Source organism: Amycolatopsis sp. WQ 127309, assembly GCF_023023025.1.
Classification (GTDB): Bacteria; Actinomycetota; Actinomycetes; order Mycobacteriales; family Pseudonocardiaceae; genus Amycolatopsis.
This window is the reverse complement of sequence record NZ_CP095481.1, coordinates 2,790,504-2,808,168: the sequence shown is the minus strand read 5'-3', so window position 1 is coordinate 2,808,168 and position 17,665 is coordinate 2,790,504. Positions and strand designations below refer to the sequence as shown.

General features: G+C 71.6%; 19 protein-coding genes. 6 read left to right on the top strand and 13 right to left on the bottom strand.

Annotation, left to right across the window (positions count from 1 at the left end):
• Nucleotides 1-78 precede the first annotated feature (78 nt).
• Nucleotides 79-1,308, top strand: a complete 1,230-nt coding sequence (locus MUY22_RS12860; protein WP_247059787.1) for a DUF1707 domain-containing protein — start codon at nt 79-81, stop codon at nt 1,306-1,308.
• A gap of 212 nt (nt 1,309-1,520) precedes the next feature.
• The gene (locus MUY22_RS12855; protein ID WP_247059785.1) at nt 1,521-2,114 is read left to right on the top strand and encodes a hypothetical protein; all 594 of its coding nucleotides are present in this window, start codon (nt 1,521-1,523) and stop codon (nt 2,112-2,114) included.
• Here MUY22_RS12855 and MUY22_RS12850 read toward each other — a convergent pair.
• The 3 genes from MUY22_RS12850 to MUY22_RS12840 all read right to left on the bottom strand — a co-directional run bounded on the left by MUY22_RS12850 (nt 2,095) and on the right by MUY22_RS12840 (nt 4,791).
• Complete coding sequence (locus MUY22_RS12850) at nt 2,095-2,760, bottom strand: response regulator transcription factor (protein ID WP_247059782.1); 666 nt, start codon at nt 2,758-2,760, stop codon at nt 2,095-2,097. The two genes, MUY22_RS12855 and MUY22_RS12850, sit on opposite strands and share 20 nt — an antisense overlap.
• Entirely contained in the window at nt 2,757-3,881 is a 1,125-nt protein-coding gene (locus MUY22_RS12845; protein ID WP_247059780.1) for a sensor histidine kinase, read from the bottom strand. Before MUY22_RS12845 ends, MUY22_RS12850 begins: the two co-directional genes overlap by 4 nt.
• A 76-nt stretch (nt 3,882-3,957) precedes the next feature.
• Nucleotides 3,958-4,791: a helix-turn-helix transcriptional regulator gene (locus MUY22_RS12840; protein ID WP_247059778.1), complete on the bottom strand. Its 834-nt coding sequence runs from the start codon at nt 4,789-4,791 to the stop codon at nt 3,958-3,960.
• A 101-nt stretch (nt 4,792-4,892) separates the two neighbouring features.
• On the opposite strand from MUY22_RS12840, the gene MUY22_RS12835 reads away from it, so the two are divergent.
• Nucleotides 4,893-6,323, top strand: coding sequence for an MFS transporter (locus tag MUY22_RS12835; protein ID WP_247059776.1), 1,431 nt, complete (start codon nt 4,893-4,895; stop codon nt 6,321-6,323).
• On the opposite strand, the gene MUY22_RS12830 is transcribed toward MUY22_RS12835, so the two are convergent.
• From MUY22_RS12830 to MUY22_RS12810, 5 genes are all read right to left on the bottom strand, one after another.
• On the bottom strand, nt 6,324-7,202 hold the full coding sequence (locus tag MUY22_RS12830; protein WP_247059774.1) for a VOC family protein: 879 nt from the start codon (nt 7,200-7,202) through the stop codon (nt 6,324-6,326).
• Nucleotides 7,195-7,716: an RNA polymerase sigma factor gene (locus MUY22_RS12825; RefSeq protein ID WP_247059772.1), complete on the bottom strand. Its 522-nt coding sequence runs from the start codon at nt 7,714-7,716 to the stop codon at nt 7,195-7,197. Before MUY22_RS12825 ends, MUY22_RS12830 begins: the two co-directional genes overlap by 8 nt.
• Before the next feature lie 64 nt (nt 7,717-7,780).
• Entirely contained in the window at nt 7,781-9,547 is a 1,767-nt protein-coding gene (locus MUY22_RS12820; protein ID WP_247059770.1) for a gamma-glutamyltransferase family protein, read from the bottom strand.
• 63 nt (nt 9,548-9,610) lie between these two features.
• Nucleotides 9,611-9,994: a VOC family protein gene (locus MUY22_RS12815; protein ID WP_247059769.1), complete on the bottom strand. Its 384-nt coding sequence runs from the start codon at nt 9,992-9,994 to the stop codon at nt 9,611-9,613.
• 133 nt (nt 9,995-10,127) lie between these two features.
• Entirely contained in the window at nt 10,128-11,432 is a 1,305-nt protein-coding gene (locus MUY22_RS12810; RefSeq protein ID WP_247059768.1) for a UDP-glucose/GDP-mannose dehydrogenase family protein, read from the bottom strand.
• A 141-nt stretch (nt 11,433-11,573) separates the two neighbouring features.
• Here MUY22_RS12810 and MUY22_RS12805 point away from each other — a divergent pair, with 141 nt between their 5' ends.
• Entirely contained in the window at nt 11,574-12,332 is a 759-nt protein-coding gene (locus MUY22_RS12805) for an SDR family NAD(P)-dependent oxidoreductase (protein WP_247059767.1), read from the top strand.
• Between the two features lie 78 nt (nt 12,333-12,410).
• On the opposite strand, the gene MUY22_RS12800 is transcribed toward MUY22_RS12805, so the two are convergent.
• The 3 genes from MUY22_RS12800 to MUY22_RS12790 all read right to left on the bottom strand — a co-directional run bounded on the left by MUY22_RS12800 (nt 12,411) and on the right by MUY22_RS12790 (nt 15,568).
• Nucleotides 12,411-13,070 (bottom strand): class I SAM-dependent methyltransferase, encoded by a 660-nt coding sequence (locus tag MUY22_RS12800; RefSeq protein WP_247059766.1) that lies wholly within the window; start codon nt 13,068-13,070, stop codon nt 12,411-12,413.
• A 133-nt stretch (nt 13,071-13,203) separates the two neighbouring features.
• On the bottom strand, nt 13,204-13,839 hold the full coding sequence (locus MUY22_RS12795) for a PadR family transcriptional regulator (RefSeq protein WP_247059765.1): 636 nt from the start codon (nt 13,837-13,839) through the stop codon (nt 13,204-13,206).
• An 82-nt stretch (nt 13,840-13,921) separates the two neighbouring features.
• A complete protein-coding gene (locus MUY22_RS12790; RefSeq protein WP_247059764.1) occupies nt 13,922-15,568 on the bottom strand; it encodes a TM0106 family RecB-like putative nuclease in 1,647 nt (548 codons plus the stop codon).
• On the opposite strand from MUY22_RS12790, the gene MUY22_RS12785 reads away from it, so the two are divergent.
• Complete coding sequence (locus MUY22_RS12785) at nt 15,500-16,120, top strand: DUF6474 family protein (protein WP_371827608.1); 621 nt, start codon at nt 15,500-15,502, stop codon at nt 16,118-16,120. The genes MUY22_RS12790 and MUY22_RS12785 overlap by 69 nt on opposite strands.
• A gap of 4 nt (nt 16,121-16,124) precedes the next feature.
• On the opposite strand, the gene MUY22_RS12780 is transcribed toward MUY22_RS12785, so the two are convergent.
• Both MUY22_RS12780 and MUY22_RS12775 read right to left on the bottom strand, forming a co-directional pair.
• Nucleotides 16,125-16,508: a PPOX class F420-dependent oxidoreductase gene (locus tag MUY22_RS12780; RefSeq protein WP_247059762.1), complete on the bottom strand. Its 384-nt coding sequence runs from the start codon at nt 16,506-16,508 to the stop codon at nt 16,125-16,127.
• A 13-nt stretch (nt 16,509-16,521) separates the two neighbouring features.
• Nucleotides 16,522-17,115 carry a dihydrofolate reductase family protein gene (locus tag MUY22_RS12775; protein WP_247063843.1) on the bottom strand — a complete coding sequence of 198 codons (594 nt, stop codon included), beginning with the start codon at nt 17,113-17,115 and terminating at the stop codon, nt 16,522-16,524.
• A gap of 89 nt (nt 17,116-17,204) precedes the next feature.
• On the opposite strand from MUY22_RS12775, the gene MUY22_RS12770 reads away from it, so the two are divergent.
• Nucleotides 17,205-17,657: a helix-turn-helix domain-containing protein gene (locus MUY22_RS12770; RefSeq protein ID WP_247059760.1), complete on the top strand. Its 453-nt coding sequence runs from the start codon at nt 17,205-17,207 to the stop codon at nt 17,655-17,657.
• The last annotated feature ends 8 nt before the right edge of the window (nt 17,658-17,665 follow it).

Genomic DNA, 17,665 nt, shown 5'->3' with positions numbered 1-17,665 from the left:
ATGACTCCGTGCGGTCACGCGGCTGCACCCATACACTCGCACGATTTCGCAGGCGATCTACCCGAAGGGGGTACCGGGGTGACCTGGCAGGAAGAGCTGCGCAGGCTTGACGAGGAGCTGGCGGCGGGAAACCTGACGGCCGACGAATACCGGACGCGGCGTGATCGGGTGCTGTCCATGGCCGTCACGACCGGCGACAGCCAGGCCGCCCCCGCTCAGCCCGCGCAGCAGCCGATGGGCGACAGCGCCTCCGAGACCCAGATCATCGCACCGGTGAGCCCGCCCGCGCCGCAGCAGCAGGCCGACGCGGCCGAGGCGACGCAGGTCGTCTCCGCCACCGACGCCGGGGGCGGCGAGCGGACCCAGGTCGTCCCGCAGTGGCAGCAGCAACAGCAGCCGCAGTACAGCCAGCAGTCCCCGGCCGGTGGGTTCCCCCAGCAGCAGTACGGCCAGCAGTCCCCGGCCGGCGGCTTCCAGCGCCCGCCGCAGCAGAGCCAGCAGAACCCGTGGGGCGCGCAGCAGCAGGACGTCAGCCCGCCGTGGGGCGGCTCGGACTTCCCGCCGATGTCGCAGTCGGGCAACGCGGACTGGATCAGCCAGGGCCCGGAGAGCTTCCAGACGCAGCCGTCGTCCGGCAAGGGCAAGAAGATCGCCTTCGCCGTGATCGCCGTCCTGGTCGTGGCCGGCCTCGGCTACGGCGTCTGGGCGCTGTTCATCAAGGACAACGGCACCACCCCGCCGGTCGCCCAGCAGAGCACCACCCAGCAGCCGCCGCCGGCCCCGACGGTGAAGCCGCTGCCGGAGCCGCCCGCGGCCAAGCCCGAGCCGAGCGACAACTCCGCCGCGCTGGTCACCCCGGCCGGCACGACCCGCGCCGGCGGTGGCGAGTTCGACCTGGACAAGCTGCAGTCGGCCAAGTACCTGCCGACCACGGTCATCGAGAAGCTCAAGTCCGGCGGCATGACCGACGGCCTGCTCAAGACGACCAAGGACGGCGACGTCACGCTCGGCCTGTTCGCGCTCGAGCTGCCGAACGCGCAGGCCGCGTCCGCGGTGGCGGCGGAGTACGCGAACGCCGAGCAGGAGGGCGGCCTGACCGCCAACCGCAACCTGTCCCTGCACGGGGTCCAGGTGTTCTCGGCGGCGGACAGCAGCCAGCAGGTCTACCGCGCGGTCTACGTCCTCTACAACCGCGTCGTCATCGTGGACTCGTTCGGCCCGTCGAAGGACGCGACGCTCGCCTCGTTCAAGACGCTGCTGACCGCCCAGGTCCAGAAGGCGCCGCCGACGGAGCGCACGAACAACTGATCGGCTTCGGGCCTAGCCCGAAGGTGTGACTTAGGCCGTGTCGATGAACCCCCTCCCCCTCCCGGACGCCCTCTGAACAGAGCATCGTCCGGGAGAGGAGGGGCCGTGATCTGGATCTGCCTGGTGGCCGTCCTCGCCGTCGTGTTCCTGGTGCGGGCGGTTCGCCTGGTCCGGCGGGTCAAGCGCGGCTGAGCTGTGGTTGGGTCGTCGGCGTGCCCAAGCTCGTGACGCGCCGGATCACCCCCGCCGGTTTCCTGCTCGCTTTGCTGCTCTTCCTGTTCCTGCCGTGCCTGGCCGCGTCCTGCGACGCGCCGGACGGCACCCGGGCCGCGGTGACCTACTCCGGCGCCGATCTGGCCTCCGGCCAGGAGAAGTTCACCGGGATCGACGGCCTCGGCCTGACCCCGGCGCAGCAGACGGCCGTGGCGGACAAGTTCGACATGCCGGGCCTGGTCCAGGTCCTCGCGATCGTCGCCGCGGTGCTGCTGGTCCTCGGCATCGCAACGGCGTTGCCGCGGACGCCGAAGGTCCGCGCGCTGACGGCGGTCGTCGTCGCCGGCGCGGCCGCCGCGCTGCTCGTGGTGACCGAGGTGTTCGCGCTGCGGAACCTCACCGACTACACCCGGACGATCGCGGCCACCGTCTCGACGCTGTCGACGAGCCAGGCCAACCTCGACGACGAAGCCACCGCCGCCGTCGACCTGCGGCTCGGGTTCTGGCTGTCCGCCGGCCTGGTGCTCGTCGTCTTCGTGCTGAACGTCTTCGTCGCGCTGCGCCGCTCCGGCGTCACGGCCGACGTGGACTGACCAGGCCGGACTCGTAGGCGAGCACCACGAGCTGGGCGCGGTCGCGGGCGCCGATCTTCGTCATGATGCGGCTGACGTGGGTGCGCGCGGTGGCCGTCGAGATCACCAGGTGGGCGGCGATCTCGTCGTTCGACATCCCGCCCGCGACCAGGCCGAGGACCTCGCGTTCGCGGTCGGTGATCTCCCGGACGGCGCTGGTGTCGATCCGCCGGTTCTCCGGGCGGCCGACGAACTCCTGGATCAGCCGGCGCGTGACGGTCGGCGCCAGCAGCGCCTCCCCGCTCGTGACGACGCGCAGCGCGCGCAGCAGCTCTACCGGCTCGGTGTCCTTCAGGAGGAACCCGCTGGCACCCGCGCGAAGAGCCTCGTAGACGTACTCGTCGATGTCGAAGGTGGTCAGGACCAGCACCTTCGACCCGGCGAGCTCGGGGTTCGCGGAGATCCGGCGGGTGGCTTCGAGGCCGTCGACGCCCGGCATCCGGATGTCCATCACGACGATGTCCGGCTTGTGTGCGATGGCGAGCGCGACGGCCTGTTCGCCGTCACCCGCCTCGCCGCAGACGTCGAAGCCGTCCTCGGTCTCCAGCAGCACCCGGAACCCGGCGCGGACCAGCACCTGGTCATCGGCCAGCAGGACGCGGATCATGCGTCTCCCTCGATCGGTAGCTCGACGAACACTTCGAAACCGTCGCCGAGCGGCTGGGCCGTGAAGCGCCCGCCGAGCGCCGCGGCGCGTTCGGCCATGCCCCGCAGGCCGTGGCCCGGCGTCGGTGTCACCGTGCCGCGGCCGTCGTCGCGCACCCGGAGCGTGAAGGCGCCCGCCGGCCGGCCGAACCGGACGTCGACGTGGCGCGCCTGGTCGGCGTGCCGGACGACGTTGGTCAGCGACTCCTGCAGGATCCGGTACCCGGCCGCGTCGACCGGCGCCGGGAGCTCGCCGACCTCGCCGTGGACGTCGACCGTGAGCCCGGCGTCACGCGCGTGGGCCAGCAGCTCGGCGGCCTGGGCGAGGCTCGGCGCGGGCGCCTTGTCCTCCCCCGACCGCAGGACGGCGAGGGTCGCACGCAGGTCCTTGAGGGCGGACGCGCTGGCCTCCTTGATGTTGAGCAACGCCTCCTTCGCCTGCTCGGGCCGCCGGTCGGCGACGTGCGCGGCGACGCCGGCCTGGACATTGATCATGGCGAGGCTGTGCGCGACGACGTCGTGCACCTCGCGCGCGATCCGCAGCCGCTCCTGCTCGGCGAGCCGGTGCCGGTGCTCGTCGGCCTGCTCGCGCCGGGCCGCGACGGCGGCGAACTGGTACCGGACGGCGGTGCCGATCCCGATCACCGCGACCAGCCAGACGACGAGGAAACCGGCGCCGACGGCCAGCACGAACGACCCTGACGTGACGATGTGGCCCAGGTAGAGCACGGCCAGCGCGCCGGCGCCGGTGATCCCGGCGACGAGCGGGCCGCGCTGCCGGGTGAGCACGAACAACGCGATGGTCGGCACGACGATGACCGGCCCGCCGGGAAAGCCCGAGGCGTAGTAGCCGAACGCGGACGCCGTCGTGATCAGGAAGAGCGTCAGCGGGAAGCGGTGGACGAGCAGCAGCGTCAGCGTGGTGGCGACGAGCCAGGCGCCGGCGACCGGCGTCATCGGCGGCGAACCGGGCTGCCAGCGTGACGCACCGCTGGTCGCGCCGAGCACGAAGACCGTGACGACGACCGTGCGCACCACCCGCCCCACCCACGGGGACAGGCTTGACTGCGGCGGCCGTCTCATACCGCGAAAGCTACCGGTCGGCGGCGACGCCCGCGTCCGTCCTGAAGCGACTCTCCGCGTACGTCGGGTGCCGTAGTCAGCCGGCCATGAGCGGCAGCTTCGCCGCCGTCTCCGCGTCGGCCGGGGTGTAGGTCGACACGGTGATCTCCGAGCGGCGGCCGAAGTAGAGGTAGGTGAAGTTGAAGCACAGCAGGCCGACGTCCGGGTGCAGGTAGCGCTTGGTGCGGATCGGCTCGGAGTTGACGTCGTGGTGCGGCCAGAGCTCGGCGAACAGCGGCGACTCCGCCTTCAGCCGCTTGACCAGCTGCTTCCACGCCGGCTCGGCGACGTGCTCGGCCATCGCCGCGCGGAACGACGCGATGACGCGCGGGATGTTCGTGTCCCAGTCGAGCATCCGCTCGCGCCACTGCGGGTTGAGCAGGCACTGGACGAGGGTGTTGCGGTCCTCGAACGGGATGGCGTCGACGTCGCCCATCAGCCAGCTGTAACCGCGGTTGTAGCCCAGCAGGTCGCAGCGGGCGTTGCGCACCGCGACCGGGTACGGCTCGAGCTTCTTCAGCATCATTTCCAGCTGCGGCGAGAGGACCTGGCAGTCCTTCCCGCTCTCCGGCTCGGGCGCGCCGGCCAGCCGGAACAGGTGCGTGTGCTCGTGCGGGTCGAGGCGCAGGGTGCGCGCGATCGCCAGCAGGACCTGCTCGGACGCGTTGATGTCGCGGCCCTGTTCGAGCCACGTGTACCAGGTGACCCCGACCCCGGCGAGCTGCGCGACCTCTTCGCGGCGCAGCCCCGGCGTCCGGCGGCGGCCCAGCAGCGGCAGGCCGACCTGCTCGGGCGTGATCCGCTCACGCCGGCTGCGCAGGAACCGCGCCAGCTCCTGGCGGCGGAGTTCGGATTCGACGGCGGCGGTCATGGTGCCAGGATCGCACGCCATCGAAACTGGTACCAGGTAGTGGCGGTACCCGGATAAACAACAACTGGTACCAGGTTAGCTCGAGGTCGATCGTAGTAGCCATGACCACGACCCAACTCGCGCCGAGCACCCCCGGCGCCCCGGCCACGCCGGGACTGACCCCCGCCGGCCTGGTCACCGTGCTGCTGGGGGCGGCACTCCCGATCATCGACTTCTTCATCGTCAACGTCGCCCTGCCCACGATCGACGCCGACCTCCACGCGTCCACGGCCACGCTGGAGCTGGTGGTCGCCGCCTACGGCATCGCGTACGCGGTGCTGCTGGTGGTCGGCGGCCGCCTCGGCGACTCGTTCGGCCGCCGCCGGCTGTTCTTCGCGGGCCTCTGGCTGTTCACGCTGACGTCCCTGGCCTGCGGAATCGCCCCGACGGCGACCACGCTGGTGATCGCCCGCGCCGCGCAGGGGGCGGCGTCGGCGTTGCTGCTGCCGCAGGTGCTCTCGATCATCCAGGCGACGACGTCCGGCGAAGAGCGGTCCCGTGCCCTCGGGCTGTTCGGGGCGACGGGCGGCCTCTCGACGGTCGTCGGCCAGCTCGCCGGCGGCGCCCTGGTGGCGGCGAACCTGTTCGGCACCGGCTGGCGTCCGATCTTCCTGGTGAACGTCCCGATCGGGCTGGTCGTGCTGCTGCTGGCGCGCCGCCTGCCGGAAAGCCGCGCGCACAACCCGCTGGGCGTCGACCGGCTCGGGACGACGTTGCTGGCCGTGACGCTCCTGTCGTTCCTGGTCCCGCTGATGGAAGGCCGCGCGCTGGGCTGGCCGGTGTGGACGATCGCGCTGCTGGCGCTGTCCCCGTTCGCCGCGGCCGCGTTCGTGCACGTCGAGCGACGTCTCGAGCGGCTCGGCGGGACGCCGTTGCTGCCGCCGTCGGTGATGCGGCTGCCGAGCGTCCGCCGTGGGCTGCTGGTGGGGGTCCCGTTCTTCTGCGCGTTCGGCTCGTTCATGTTCGTCTACGCGATGACGCTGCAGGAGGGCCTGCACTTCGGGCCGCTCGGCGCGGGCGCGGCGCTGACGCCGATGGCCGTCGCGTACTTCACGGTGTCGATGCTGAGCAGCCGCCTGGTGACGCGGTACGGCCAGAAGGTCGTCGCGGTCGGTGGCGCGATCAACGCGGTCGGCATGGTGGCGCTGCTCTGCACGTCGCTGGCGCAGTGGCCGAACCTGACGATCCTCGACCTGGCGCCGTCGATGGTGGCGATCGGCGTGGGCAACGCGCTCGCGATGACGACGTTGTTCCGGATCGTGTTGTCCCACGTCCCGACGGACCTGGCCGGCGTCGGCTCGGGCGTCATGACGACGACCCAGCAGACGTCGCTGGCGCTCGGCATCGCGACGCTCGGGAGCCTGTACGCGGCCCTGTCGGCGCCGGGCGTGCTGGGCGTCCGGGACGCGTTCGCGCTGGTCATCGGCCTGATCGCGGTGCTGGCGGTGGTCGTCGCGATCACCGCCAGGCGGCTGCCGGACCCGCGAGCGTGATCAGCTGCCCGGCTGCTCCCAGAGCCAGAACTCGATGCCCTGGTTGTCGGTGCAGTCCGCCGTGAAGCCGTACGGGTGGTTCTCGACTTCGCCCGCTTGGCCGCCCTGGTCACGCACCCGGGTGAGCGCGGCTTCCAGGTCGTCCACCGCGAACATCAGCTTCCAGCCGATCTGGCGGCCGGGCCCGCCCCACAGGCCGCCAGGCCGGCCGTCGCCCTCGAGGTTCCAGGCGCCTTCGACCGAGCCGGGGGTGAACTGCCAGCCGAGCACCGCGCCGTAGAACGCCTTCGCGGGTTCGGCGTCCGGGACCTGGAACGTGAAGTACATCGACTCGCCCGGCTGGGGCTGCGGTTCCGGCTTCGGGACGCTCTGCGACACCAGCCAGCGCTGGCCGAACGGGTCGCGGAACGAGCCGCCGCGGCCGTACGGCGAGTCGCTCACCGCGCGGATCAGCGTCGCGCCGAGTTCGAGGGCGCGGGTGACGCTGACGTCCGGGTCCGGCACCTCGACCCGCACCGACGCGCCACCCTCGGCAGTGACGTGCCCGATCTCCGGGTACTCCTCGGCGAGCATCAGCACGGCGTCACCGATGGCCAGCTCGGCGTGCCCGATCCGGCCGTCGTCCATCAGGTACGGCTCACCGCGCCGGGTCGCGCCGAAGACGTCGACGTAGAAGTCGAGCGCGGCGCGGGCGTCGGACACGGCGAGGTAAGGCGTCAGCGACCGCAGTTCGGCGGTCGTCGCCGGTGTCTCGGTGGTGGTCATGTCGGCTCCGTTCAAGATCACGCGACGCAGGTTGTCGCGCAGTTCGGCGGCGAAGTCCGGGTCGGGGTCGACCCGGTCGGAGGGCCGGCGGAGCGCGTCGAACGGCTCAGGCATCGCGACCCCCCTTCTCGTAGGAACGCCGGAACGCGGCGCGGGCCCGCACGAGCAGCGCCTCGGTGGCGTGCACGCTGCGGCCCAGGTGGCCGGCGACCTCGGGGACGCCGAGGCCGTCGACGTAGCGCAGGGTCAGGGCCGCTTGGTGGTGGGGCCCGAGGGATCCGAGCACCTGTCGCGCGCGCAACGCGTCGAGCTGCTCGTCCCAGGGATCCTCGACGTCCGGCTCACTGTCGTGAACCAGGCGCAGTCCGCGTTCCTCACGTTCTTTGCGCCGCCAGTGGTCGGCGAGCTTGTGCCGGGCGACGCCGATCAGCCACCCGGTGCTCACTGGCGGTGCGTACTCCTTGCGACAGGCGGCGACCGCCCCGAGGAAGGTCTCGGAAGTGAGCTCCTCGGCGAGCGTCCGGTCACCGCACCGGGACAGCAGGTACCCGTAGACCTCCGGCAGCGCGGTCTCGTAGAGCCCGAGCAGCGCGAAGGCCGGGTCCGGTTGCACCCGAGGTTCCGTCACACCCTCATCGTCGCTCGGGGGCGAGGTTTTCCGACGGGTGAATCCCGGATTTCTTCGATCGGCGCTACCGGCCCGCCGCGTACCCCTGCATGCCGCGGGCGTTGGCCCCCGCGCGGAGCACGCCTTCGGACCGGGAGACCGCCGCGAGACGGCCCAGCGCCCAGTCGCCGGCGTCGATCAGCTCGTGGCCGCGGTTTCGCAAACCGTCCAGGGTGGCCGCGCCCAGGCGCGACTCGACCACCAGCTCGCGCGGGTTCCACGAGCGCGGGTAGAACGAGCTGGGGAACGCCGTCGTGTGCCAGGCCGGCGCGTCGATCGCCTCCTGGAGGTTCAGGCCGCCGTAGACGTGGGCGAGCCAGAAGCACAGCTGCCACTGGTCCTGCTGGTCACCACCCGGGGTGCCGAACGCCAGCGTCGGGACGCCGTCACGTAGCGCCAGCGACGGCGACAGCGTGATGCGCGGGCGCTTGCCCGGGGCCAGGGAGTTCGGCAGGCCCTGCTCCAGCCAGAACATCTGGCCGCGCGAGTCGAGGCAGAAGCCCAGCTCGGGGATCGTCGGGCTGGACTGCAGCCAGCCGCCGGACGGCGTCAGCGACACCAGGTTGCCCGCCGCGTCGACGACGTCGAGGTGGACCGTGTCGCCGCGGGTCTGGCCCTGGGGACCGACCGTCGGCTCGCCCGTCGCGCCACCTTCCGCACGCACGCCCTGCAGCGAGTCCAGGATCGCCGGGAGCCGGGCGGGCCCGCGGGCGTCGCCGGGCCGCAGGTCCGCGGACGCCGTGTCGGTGATCAACGCGCGCCGGGCGTCGGTGTACGACGCCGAGAGCAGCACGTCCAGCGGGACGTCGGTGTCGCCGTACCAGGCCTCGCGGTCCGCGAAGGCGAGCTTCGCCGCTTCGACCGACAGGTGCACCGTGCGCTCCGACGCCACTCCGTCCACAAAGGACAGCTCGTCGCGGAAACCGTGCAGCAGCAACGCCTGCTGCAACAACGCCGGGCCCTGCGTCCAGCCGCCCAGCTTGACCAGGCGCCAGTCGTCGACGTCCACCGAGACGGGGTCTTCGTAGCTCGCCGACCACGACGCGAGGTCTTCGCCGGTGAGCAGGCCCGCGTGGTCGCGGCCCGAGTCGTCGCGGAACGCCGTGCGGCTGAACGCGTCGATCGCTTCGGCGACAAACCCTTGCGACCAGGCACGACGGCCGGCGTCGAGCTGCGCTTCGCGGCCGGAGACGGCCTCGGCCTCACGCAGGAGACGCTCCCACGTGTCCGCCAGCGCGGGGTTCTTGTGCAGGCCCGCCGCGGGCTTGCCGTCCGGCAGCCAGAGCGCCGCCGACGTCGGCCAGTGCTCGACGAACAGCCCTTCGACGGCGCGGATCGTGTCGCCGACCCGCGAGACCAGCGGCGTGCCGTTGCGCGCGTAGCCGATCGCGTAGCGCAGCACCTCGCGAAGCGACTTCGTGCCGTAGTCGCGAAGCAGGAGGAGCCAGCCGTCCCAGGCGCCCGGGACGGTCGCCGGGAGCAGGCCGCTGCCCGGGATCAGGTCGAGACCCAGGTCGGCGAAGTGCCCGGGCGTCGCGGCCGCGGGCGACGGGCCCTGGCTCGCGAGCGCGCGGGGTGTCGGGTCGCCCGCCGTCACGAAGATGCCGGGCACCTGGCCCGCCGGCCCGCACAGGTGCGGCTCGGCGACCTGCAGGACGAACCCGGCGGCGACCGCCGCGTCGAACGCGTTGCCGCCGTCCTCCAGCACCGCCATCCCGGTGGCCGAAGCCAGCCAGTGCGTCGACGCGACCATCCCGAAGGTGCCGGCCAGCTCGGGCCTCGTCGTGAACATGCCCCGATAGTACGCATTGCTAAGGACCCCGCGCGCCCCTCGGGACGCACGGGGTCCGGACAGCTACCAGGAAGCCGGGCGTTGCCGCTCCGGCTCGTACGGCTGCGTGATGATTTCCATCCCGTTCCCGCCGGGATCGAGGAAATAGACGCCACGGCCGCCGTGGTTGTGGTTGATTTCGCCGACCTGCTTGCCCATCGGATCGGCGTGGTAGGTCACGCCGGTTTCGACGAGCCGCGCGAAGACGGCGTCGAAGTCGTCCTCCGGGATCAGGAAACAGTAGTGCTGCAGGCGGAGGTCCTGCTCGGGGATGGTCGCGAAGTCCAGGCGGACGCCGTTGCGGACCTCGACCGGGATGAACGGGCCCCATTCCTCCCCGACCTCGAGGCCGAGCAGGTGCGCCAGGAATTCGGCGGATTCCCGGTTGTTCCGGGACGGGACGATCAAGTGGTTCAATTCAACGGAAACTGATGCTGACACGGGTGAAATGCCTCCGGGGCACTCCCGCCACCTCCATGCCTCACCCAGCCGGTGACCGACACGCGATGCCGTGCCGACGATCTTAGCCAGGCGGTCGCCGTCAGGAAACCTTGATTCGCGCCGCCGCCCGCGGCCGGCCGACACCCTGCCAGGACAGCCCCGCGTCGACGATCACCCGCGGGTCCAGCAGGTTGCGCGTGTCGACGACGTCGACGCCGTCCATCAGCTCGGCCATCGCGGCCCAGTCGAGGCGCTTGAACTCGGCCCACTCGGTCAGCACGACGACGACGTCCGCGTCCTTCGCGACCTGGTAGGCGTCGTCGACCACGGTCATCCCGGGCAGCTCGCTGCCGACCGCCGGGTCGTAGGCGATCAGCTCGGCGCCGAGCGCGCCCAGCACCGAGCACACGGCGAGCGCCGGCGAGTCGCGCAGGTCGTTGGTGCCCGCCTTGAAGGCCAGGCCCAGCACGCCGATCCGGGCCCCGGCGAGCGTGCCGCCGACCGCGCCGGCGATCTTCGCGACGATCCGGTCGCGCTGGGCGATGTTCTCGTCGATGGCCGACGTCAGCATCTTGAAGTCGTAGTTCACCGACTCGGCCACCTTGACCAGCGCGCTGGTGTCCTTCGGCAGGCACGAGCCGCCCCAGCCCGGGCCGGGCTTGAGGAACGTCCGCCCGATCCGCCGGTCGTGGCCCATGCCCTCGGTGACGAGGTCGATGTCCGCGCCGAGGCGCTCGCACAGCTCGGCGATCGAGTTCACGTAGGACAGCTTGAGCGCGAGGTAGCAGTTCGCGGCGTACTTCACGAGCTCCGCGCTCGCCGCGTCGGAGACGACGACCGGCGCCGCGAGGTCGGCGTACAGCTCGCCGACCCAGCGCGCGGCGGCGAGGTCGTCCGAGCCGACGACGATCCGGTCCGGGCCCAGGAAGTCCGCGACCGCGGTGCCCTCGCGCAGGAACTCGGGGTTCGACACCACCGGGACGCCGGTGCGGCCCAGCATCGCCTCGATCCGCTGCGCCGTGCCGACCGGCACGGTCGACTTGGTGACCAGCGCGCACCCGTCGGGCAGGACGTCGCCGATCTCGGCGACCACCGCCTCCACCGCGCGCAGGTCCGCGGAGCCGCCGGCCCCCATCGGCGTCGGGACGCAGAGGAACACGGCTTCGGCGTCACGGACGGCGTCCCGCGCACCGACGACGAACTGGAGCCGTCCGGCCGCGACGCCGCGGCCGACCAGCTCGGCCAGGCCCGGTTCGAGGATGTCCACGCGCCCGGCACGCAGTCTCGACACCTTCGCGCGGTCGACGTCCACGCACGTGACGTAATGCCCCAGGCTGGCCAGGCAAGCGCCCGTGGTCAGTCCGACGTAACCCGTTCCCACCACCACGATCCGAGCAGGCGTCATGGTGCTGAAGGTGACAGCCGGAGTTGGCCACCGCGCTAACGGAACCGGTCGCCTCCGGGAGCGGTGAGCGAAGACACGAATCGCGCCGATGCGAACGAGCGTTAACCTGGGGCGAATCGAAGGACGAAGGGAACGGCACAGATGCAGATCACCGACACCGCGGCGCTCGTCACCGGGGGTGCGTCCGGCCTCGGCGGGGCGACGGCGAAGGCCCTCGCGGCCAAGGGCGCGCGGGTGTTCGCACTCGACCTCGCCGCCTCGATCGAGAAGGCCGAGCAGGTCGACGGCATCACCTACGTCGAGGCCGACGTGACCGACGTCGACCAGGTCGAGGCCGCCGTCGCGACCGCCGCCGGCTCGGGGGTGCCGCTGCGGACCGTCGTGAACTGCGCCGGCATCGGGCCGTCCGCGCGGATCCTGTCCAAGAAGGGCCGCCACGACCTCGCGCTCTACGCGAAGGTCGTCCAGATCAACCTGATCGGCAGCTTCAACGTGCTCACGGTCGCGGCCGAGGCGATCGCGAAGACCGAGCCGCTCGAAGACGACGCCCGCGGCGTCATCATCAACACCGCGTCCATCGCCGCCTTCGACGGCCAGATCGGGCAGGTCGCCTACGCGTCGTCCAAGGGCGGCATCGTCGGCATGACCCTGCCCGCGGCCCGCGACCTGGCCTCGCAGGGCATCCGCGTGCTGACCATCGCACCCGGCATCGTCGACACCCCGATGCTCGCCACCGTCAGCGACGACTTCCGCGCGTCGCTCGCCGCCGGCGTCCCGTTCCCCAAGCGCCTCGCGCGCCCGGACGAGTACGCGCAGCTCGCGCTGTCCCTGATCGACCACGACTACCTCAACGGCGAAGTCGTCCGCATGGACGGCTCCCTGCGCATGGCCCCGCGCTGACGCCCAAGGGCGCCACTTTCTCCGGGAAAGATGCGTCCGAGGGGCCCTCGGACGCATCTTTCCTAGGGAAAGCTCGTCTCAGCGGGTGAGACGGACCTCCAGGCCGATGCCGGCCTGGGTGACCGAGCAGCCGCCGAACTCGCTTTCGGCGGCCAGCTCCTCGAACTGCGCCGGGGTGAACGCGCGGCGCCGCAGCCAGCCGAGCGTCTGCCGCACGGTGAAGCCGCTGAGCACGCCCACGTCCATCGAGTCGACCTCACGCTGGATGTCGGCGCCGGTGGCCTGGTGGTTCAGGTCGTGGATCACCGCGAACCCGCCCGGCCGCAGCACCCGGTGCATCTCGTTCAACGCCGTCACCGGCTGCCGGAAGTTCTTGAACGCGGCCTGGCAGACCAGCAGGTCGAACGACTCGTCGGCGAACGGCGCCCTCGTGACGTCGCCCTGCCGGAAGTCGACGGCCATCCCGGCGCGCGCGGCCTCTTCGAGCGCGATCTCGACCATCGTGTGGCTGATGTCGAGCCCGGTGACGCGGAAGCCGAGCTTCGCCAGCTCGATGGCGAAGAACCCGGGACCGGGCGCCACCTCCAGGATCTCGGCGCCGGCCGCCAGCCCGGCCACCACTTCCGCCGCCTGCCGCCGGTACTGCTTCAGCTGCGCCTCGGTCCCCCGGTTCTTGGCGTACCAGCGAGCCTGACGGCCCTCCATCTCGGGCACTTTGTGCTTGCGGGTCGTTTCCATGGATCTCTCCTCTTCGGGTGAGCCGAACCGAAGAGCCGCCCGGTTATCCTTACCGGTGCCACCTCGTGACCGGGCGTGCTCGGTTCGGGGTCGAGGACCCCGGGCGGTGTGCCAGCACTGCCCGGGGTCCGTGCTACTTCTCTTTTTCCACGAGCTCCCCCAGGTCAGCAGGGAGTTCACCGGTCTCGTAGTAACGCCGCCAGGCCTCGATGCCGGGCACGGCGCCACTGGTCAGCTCGCCCAGGAAGGCCCTGGTCCACTCCACTTCGGCGAGCGTCATCGCCAGGTCGTACTCGACCTCCACCAGGAACAGCCGCGGCATCATCGGACGCAGCTGCTCGAGCGACGCCCGTTGCGCCTCGACGTGGTCTTCGAGCTGCTCGATGCGCTGCCGCAGCAGGCTGACCGTCTGGTCCGGGCCGAGAACGCCCATCATCGACAGCCCGGACTGGAACCGCGGCGGCTCCCGTTCGACCGTGCCGACGAGCTCGCGGACCCAGTCCTCGAACTCCTCGTGCCCGGCCTTCGTGATCCGGTAGACGGTCCGCTCGGGCCGGCCGCCGTCCTTGACGCTGCCGACGGCCTCGAGGAAGCCGTGCTTCTGGAGGTTCGCGACGACCGTGTAGAGCGAGCCCCACTTGATCGGCAGGTCGGCTTCCTTGCCGCGGTACTTGAGCACGGCCGCCATCTCGTAGGGGTGCATCGGGCGTTCCAGCACGACGGACAGCACGGCCAGCCCGAGCAGGTTGCCGACCTTCCGTCGCTTCATCCCGCACTCCTCGTAGCCGAATACTCGTGGACGAGTATACGCAAGACACGACAGCAGGCAAGTGTCTTGGCCGGTGAAACAATCAGAGGTCGAACATGTACGGGACCTCGACCTGGGCCCGCTCGCGAATCCAGCCACGCAGGGCGTGCGTCGCGAGGACGTCGTCCTCGTTGTAGCGCAGGAGCCGCTCGCGCTGGGTGTCGTCCGGCGTCTCGCCGTCCATCCCGACGGCGTCGCGGTACCAGCGCATCGACGCCTCGCCGCCCGCCTCCGGGTCGCGCCAGGAGAAGCCGGCGGCCGGGGCGATCACCTTCAGGCCCTTGCCCTGGGAGCACAGGAACTGGTCGGTGACGCTGCGGAAGAGGTCGACCCACTCCTCGGAGTCCACAAAGGACTGGACTTCCTTCTTGGCAGGGATGCCCGGGTGGTCGCCGAAGCGCTCGACCGAGCCGAAGAGCCAGCGGTTCTCGGCGAGCGCGTTGTAGCAGTAGGCGCGGAAGGTCAGCCCCGCCGCTTCGGTGCGCTCACGGACGTCGGTCAGCCAGGCCCAGAACTCGGCGAACGAGCGGGCTTCGTCGCCGGTCGGCAGCGGGTCCCACGTCGCGAACGCGCGGTAGCCCGGCTCCAGGCCGATGTCGGCGCCGCTGAGCAGGCAGCCCCAGAGGTACGCGCCGGCGTCGCCGAAGCTCTCCATGTCGACGTCGACCTCGACGTCGCCGCGCGGTACGTCGACCCGGTCGACGCGGCGGACGAGCGTGAGGCCGGCCAGCCAGGCGCGGGCGAGCACGACGGCGTCCGGGAACGTCACGCCGGTCCAGTTGATCACCGGCGCCTCGCCCGCCGGGTCGAGCGCGGCCAGGTTGTCCACAGTGGACACGCCGGCGCGGCGCAGCTCCATCGCGTCCTCACCGCGCACCACGAGGCTGACGTCCCGGGTCTCGGTGAGCAGCGCTTCGCACGTCGGCCACCAGGGACAGCCGCGGCACTCCAGCACCCGCGACGGCTCGGCCAGCGGCTCCTCGCCGTTCGCCGCCGCGTTGGCGATGGCGAGCCGGTCGGCGAACCGGGCCTGGTACTCGGTGATCGCGCTGCGCCCGTTCGGCCAGGTGCCCGCGGTGAGGTCGTGCCAGACGACGACGTCGGCGTCGAGGCCGATCACGCCGCCGAGGACGAGGCCTTCGTCGGCCTGCCCGAGCGTCTGCAGCATCCGGCGGATGTGCACCAGCCGGAGCTGGTCACGCGGCTGCGAACGGACCTTGCGGCCGCTGTCGGAGGCGCGGTTGGCCGGGTCGAGGTCGGTCATCTCGGTGACGATCGCGCCGGCGCCGCGGTCGGTGATGCGGTGGCGCACCACGAGCACCGGCACGTACCCGCGGCCGGTGCGGACGAGCAGGTCGATGCCGCCGCGCCGGTGCCCGGCCGGGTCGACCGGCAGCAACGCGCCCCAGATGTAGCGCGCTTCGGCGGCGAAGGCCTGCTCGGTGCGTTCGACGCGCTCGCCCGCCGGGAGGTCGCGGTCGATCTTCACCCACTGCTCAGGTCCGCCGGACGCGGCCATCAGCCGGGTGACGATGTCGTCCCGATGCGCTGCGGCGTCGGCGATCCGCTGCTGCGCCGTCGGATCCGGCGGCGACAGCGGCACCCCGCGCATCAGCGGATCGTGCTCGAGGTGCACCCGGCGGCGGCAGCGGCTGACCGCTCCCGCGTCGAGTACCACCTCGCCCTTCATGGAGATCACTCTAGAGGCCACCGCCGAGCCGCCATGCCCGCCACGGGCAAGACCAGTAAGTTCGGACTTCGACACGTCGCAGGAGGTGCCATGGCGCGCAAGGCCAAGGTCGAGGGTGAAGGCCGATTCACCCCCAAGAAGACGAAGAACGCGATCGCGGTGGCCAAGGTGCTCGGCCCCGTCGTGATTCCCGTGGTCGCGCCGTACGCGGTGCGCGCGGCGGGCGCCGCCCGGGAGGTGTACGACCGCTACCAGGCGCGGAAGCTCGGGGTCGAGGTCGACCAGCTCGGCAGCTACACCGGCCGCGGCGCGGCGCTGCACGCGCGGATCGCGGGCATCGCCGAAGGCTGCCGGGACCTGCAGAAGTCCGAGAAAGCGACGCCCGCCGACGTCGAGTTCGTGAAGGACTCGCTCGGGACGCTGGAGCAGCTGTCGGCGACGGTCCGTGCCGCCGAGCGGATGCCGGCGGCGCGCCGGAAGTCGGCGCACCGCGCGGTCGCCGGCGAGCTGGAGCGGTTGGAGGGTCAGCTGCTGCACCGCCTGGGCATCTAGGCGCTCAGCGCATCCCCACCTGCTGGCTGGTGGGCTCGATGAGCACGGCGAAGCGTTCCTGCTCACGCGGGTACGGGCCGCCGGTGTACTTCTTCGCGATGGTGTCGACGATGTCCCAGCCGGCGTCGCCGTCGATCCGTTCGACGACCGTGCCGCGGATGATCACCGGCTGGTACGGGTTGTCGGACGGCGTCAGGGAGATCGCGACGCGGGGGTCGCGGTCCCAGTTGCGGGCCTTGCGGGCGCCCGGGCCGGTGAAGACGGCGATGTGGTCGCCGTGGGTGCCGATCCAGACCGGGACGGCGTGCGGGCCGCCGTCGGGCAGCACGGTGGCGATGTGGGCGATCGGGGTGCCGTTGAGGATCTCGCGCAGGTCGTCGTTGATCATGTGAGCTGCTCCTTCAGTTTTCGACTGCGTATCGAAGATGGGTGACACCGGGCGCCGGGACAACTTCGAGAAGGCGGAGGCGCACGTGCTGGGGCAGCGCTTGGAAGAACGGACGCCCGCCGCCGAGCAGGACCGGCACCTGGTGCAGGACGACTTCGTCGACGAGCCCCGCCTTGAGCCCTTCGGTCAGCACACCGCCACCCATCAGGGTGACGTCCTTGTCGCCGGCGATCCCGCGCGCCGCCGCGACGGCGTCCTCGATCCCGGTGGTGACGAGCGTCTGCCGGTCGGTGATCCCGGGCGCCGGGCGGTGGCTGAGCAGGACGAGCGGCGCCGTCGGGTGCGGGCTGCCGCCGCCGAAGCGGTCGGAGTCCTCGTAGGTGTTGCGGCCCGCGACGACCGCGCCGACGCGGCCGGCGACGTCGTCGAAGACCCGCGCGCTCGGCTCGCTCAGCTTGAAGCCGTCGAACACCGCGCTGGGCGTGTCGCCGGCGAAGTACCAGTCGAAGAGCGAACCGCCGTCGCCGAGCCCGTGACCGGGGCCGGGTCCGGCGCCGGTGATGTACCCGTCGACCGACACCGCGTGTGCGCCGAAGACCTTGCCCATCTCGTCATCCTCCCAGAGTTCCTTCAAGAGACTCCAGAACCGTAGCAGTCAGAGTTCCCTGAGGGAACCCCAAGGCGTAAGCTGGGCTCATGCAGCGCACGAACTTCGGCGAAATGGCGTGCTCGATCGCGCGCACGCTCGTCGTCATCGGCGAGCCGTGGTCACCGCTGATCCTGCGGGACGTCTGGGTCGGCTTCACCCGGTTCGAGCAGCTCCAGGCCGACCTCGGCATCTCGCGCAAGGTCCTGACCGAGCGGCTGAACCACCTCGTCGAGCACGGCGTGCTCGACCGGCGGCCCTACGACCAGCGGCCGCGCTACGAGTACGTCCTGACGGAGAAGGGCACCGACCTCGTCGACCTGCTCATGGTGATGGCCGGCTGGGGTGACAAGTGGCTCGCCGGCGCGGCCGGGCCGCCGGTGGTCTACCGCCACCGCGGGTGCGGCGAGATCAGCGCGGCCGGCGTGCGGTGCACCCACTGCGGCGAGCCGATGCACGCCCGCGACGTCGACCCGCTGCCCGGTCCCGGCGCGGCCGCCTGAGACAGCGA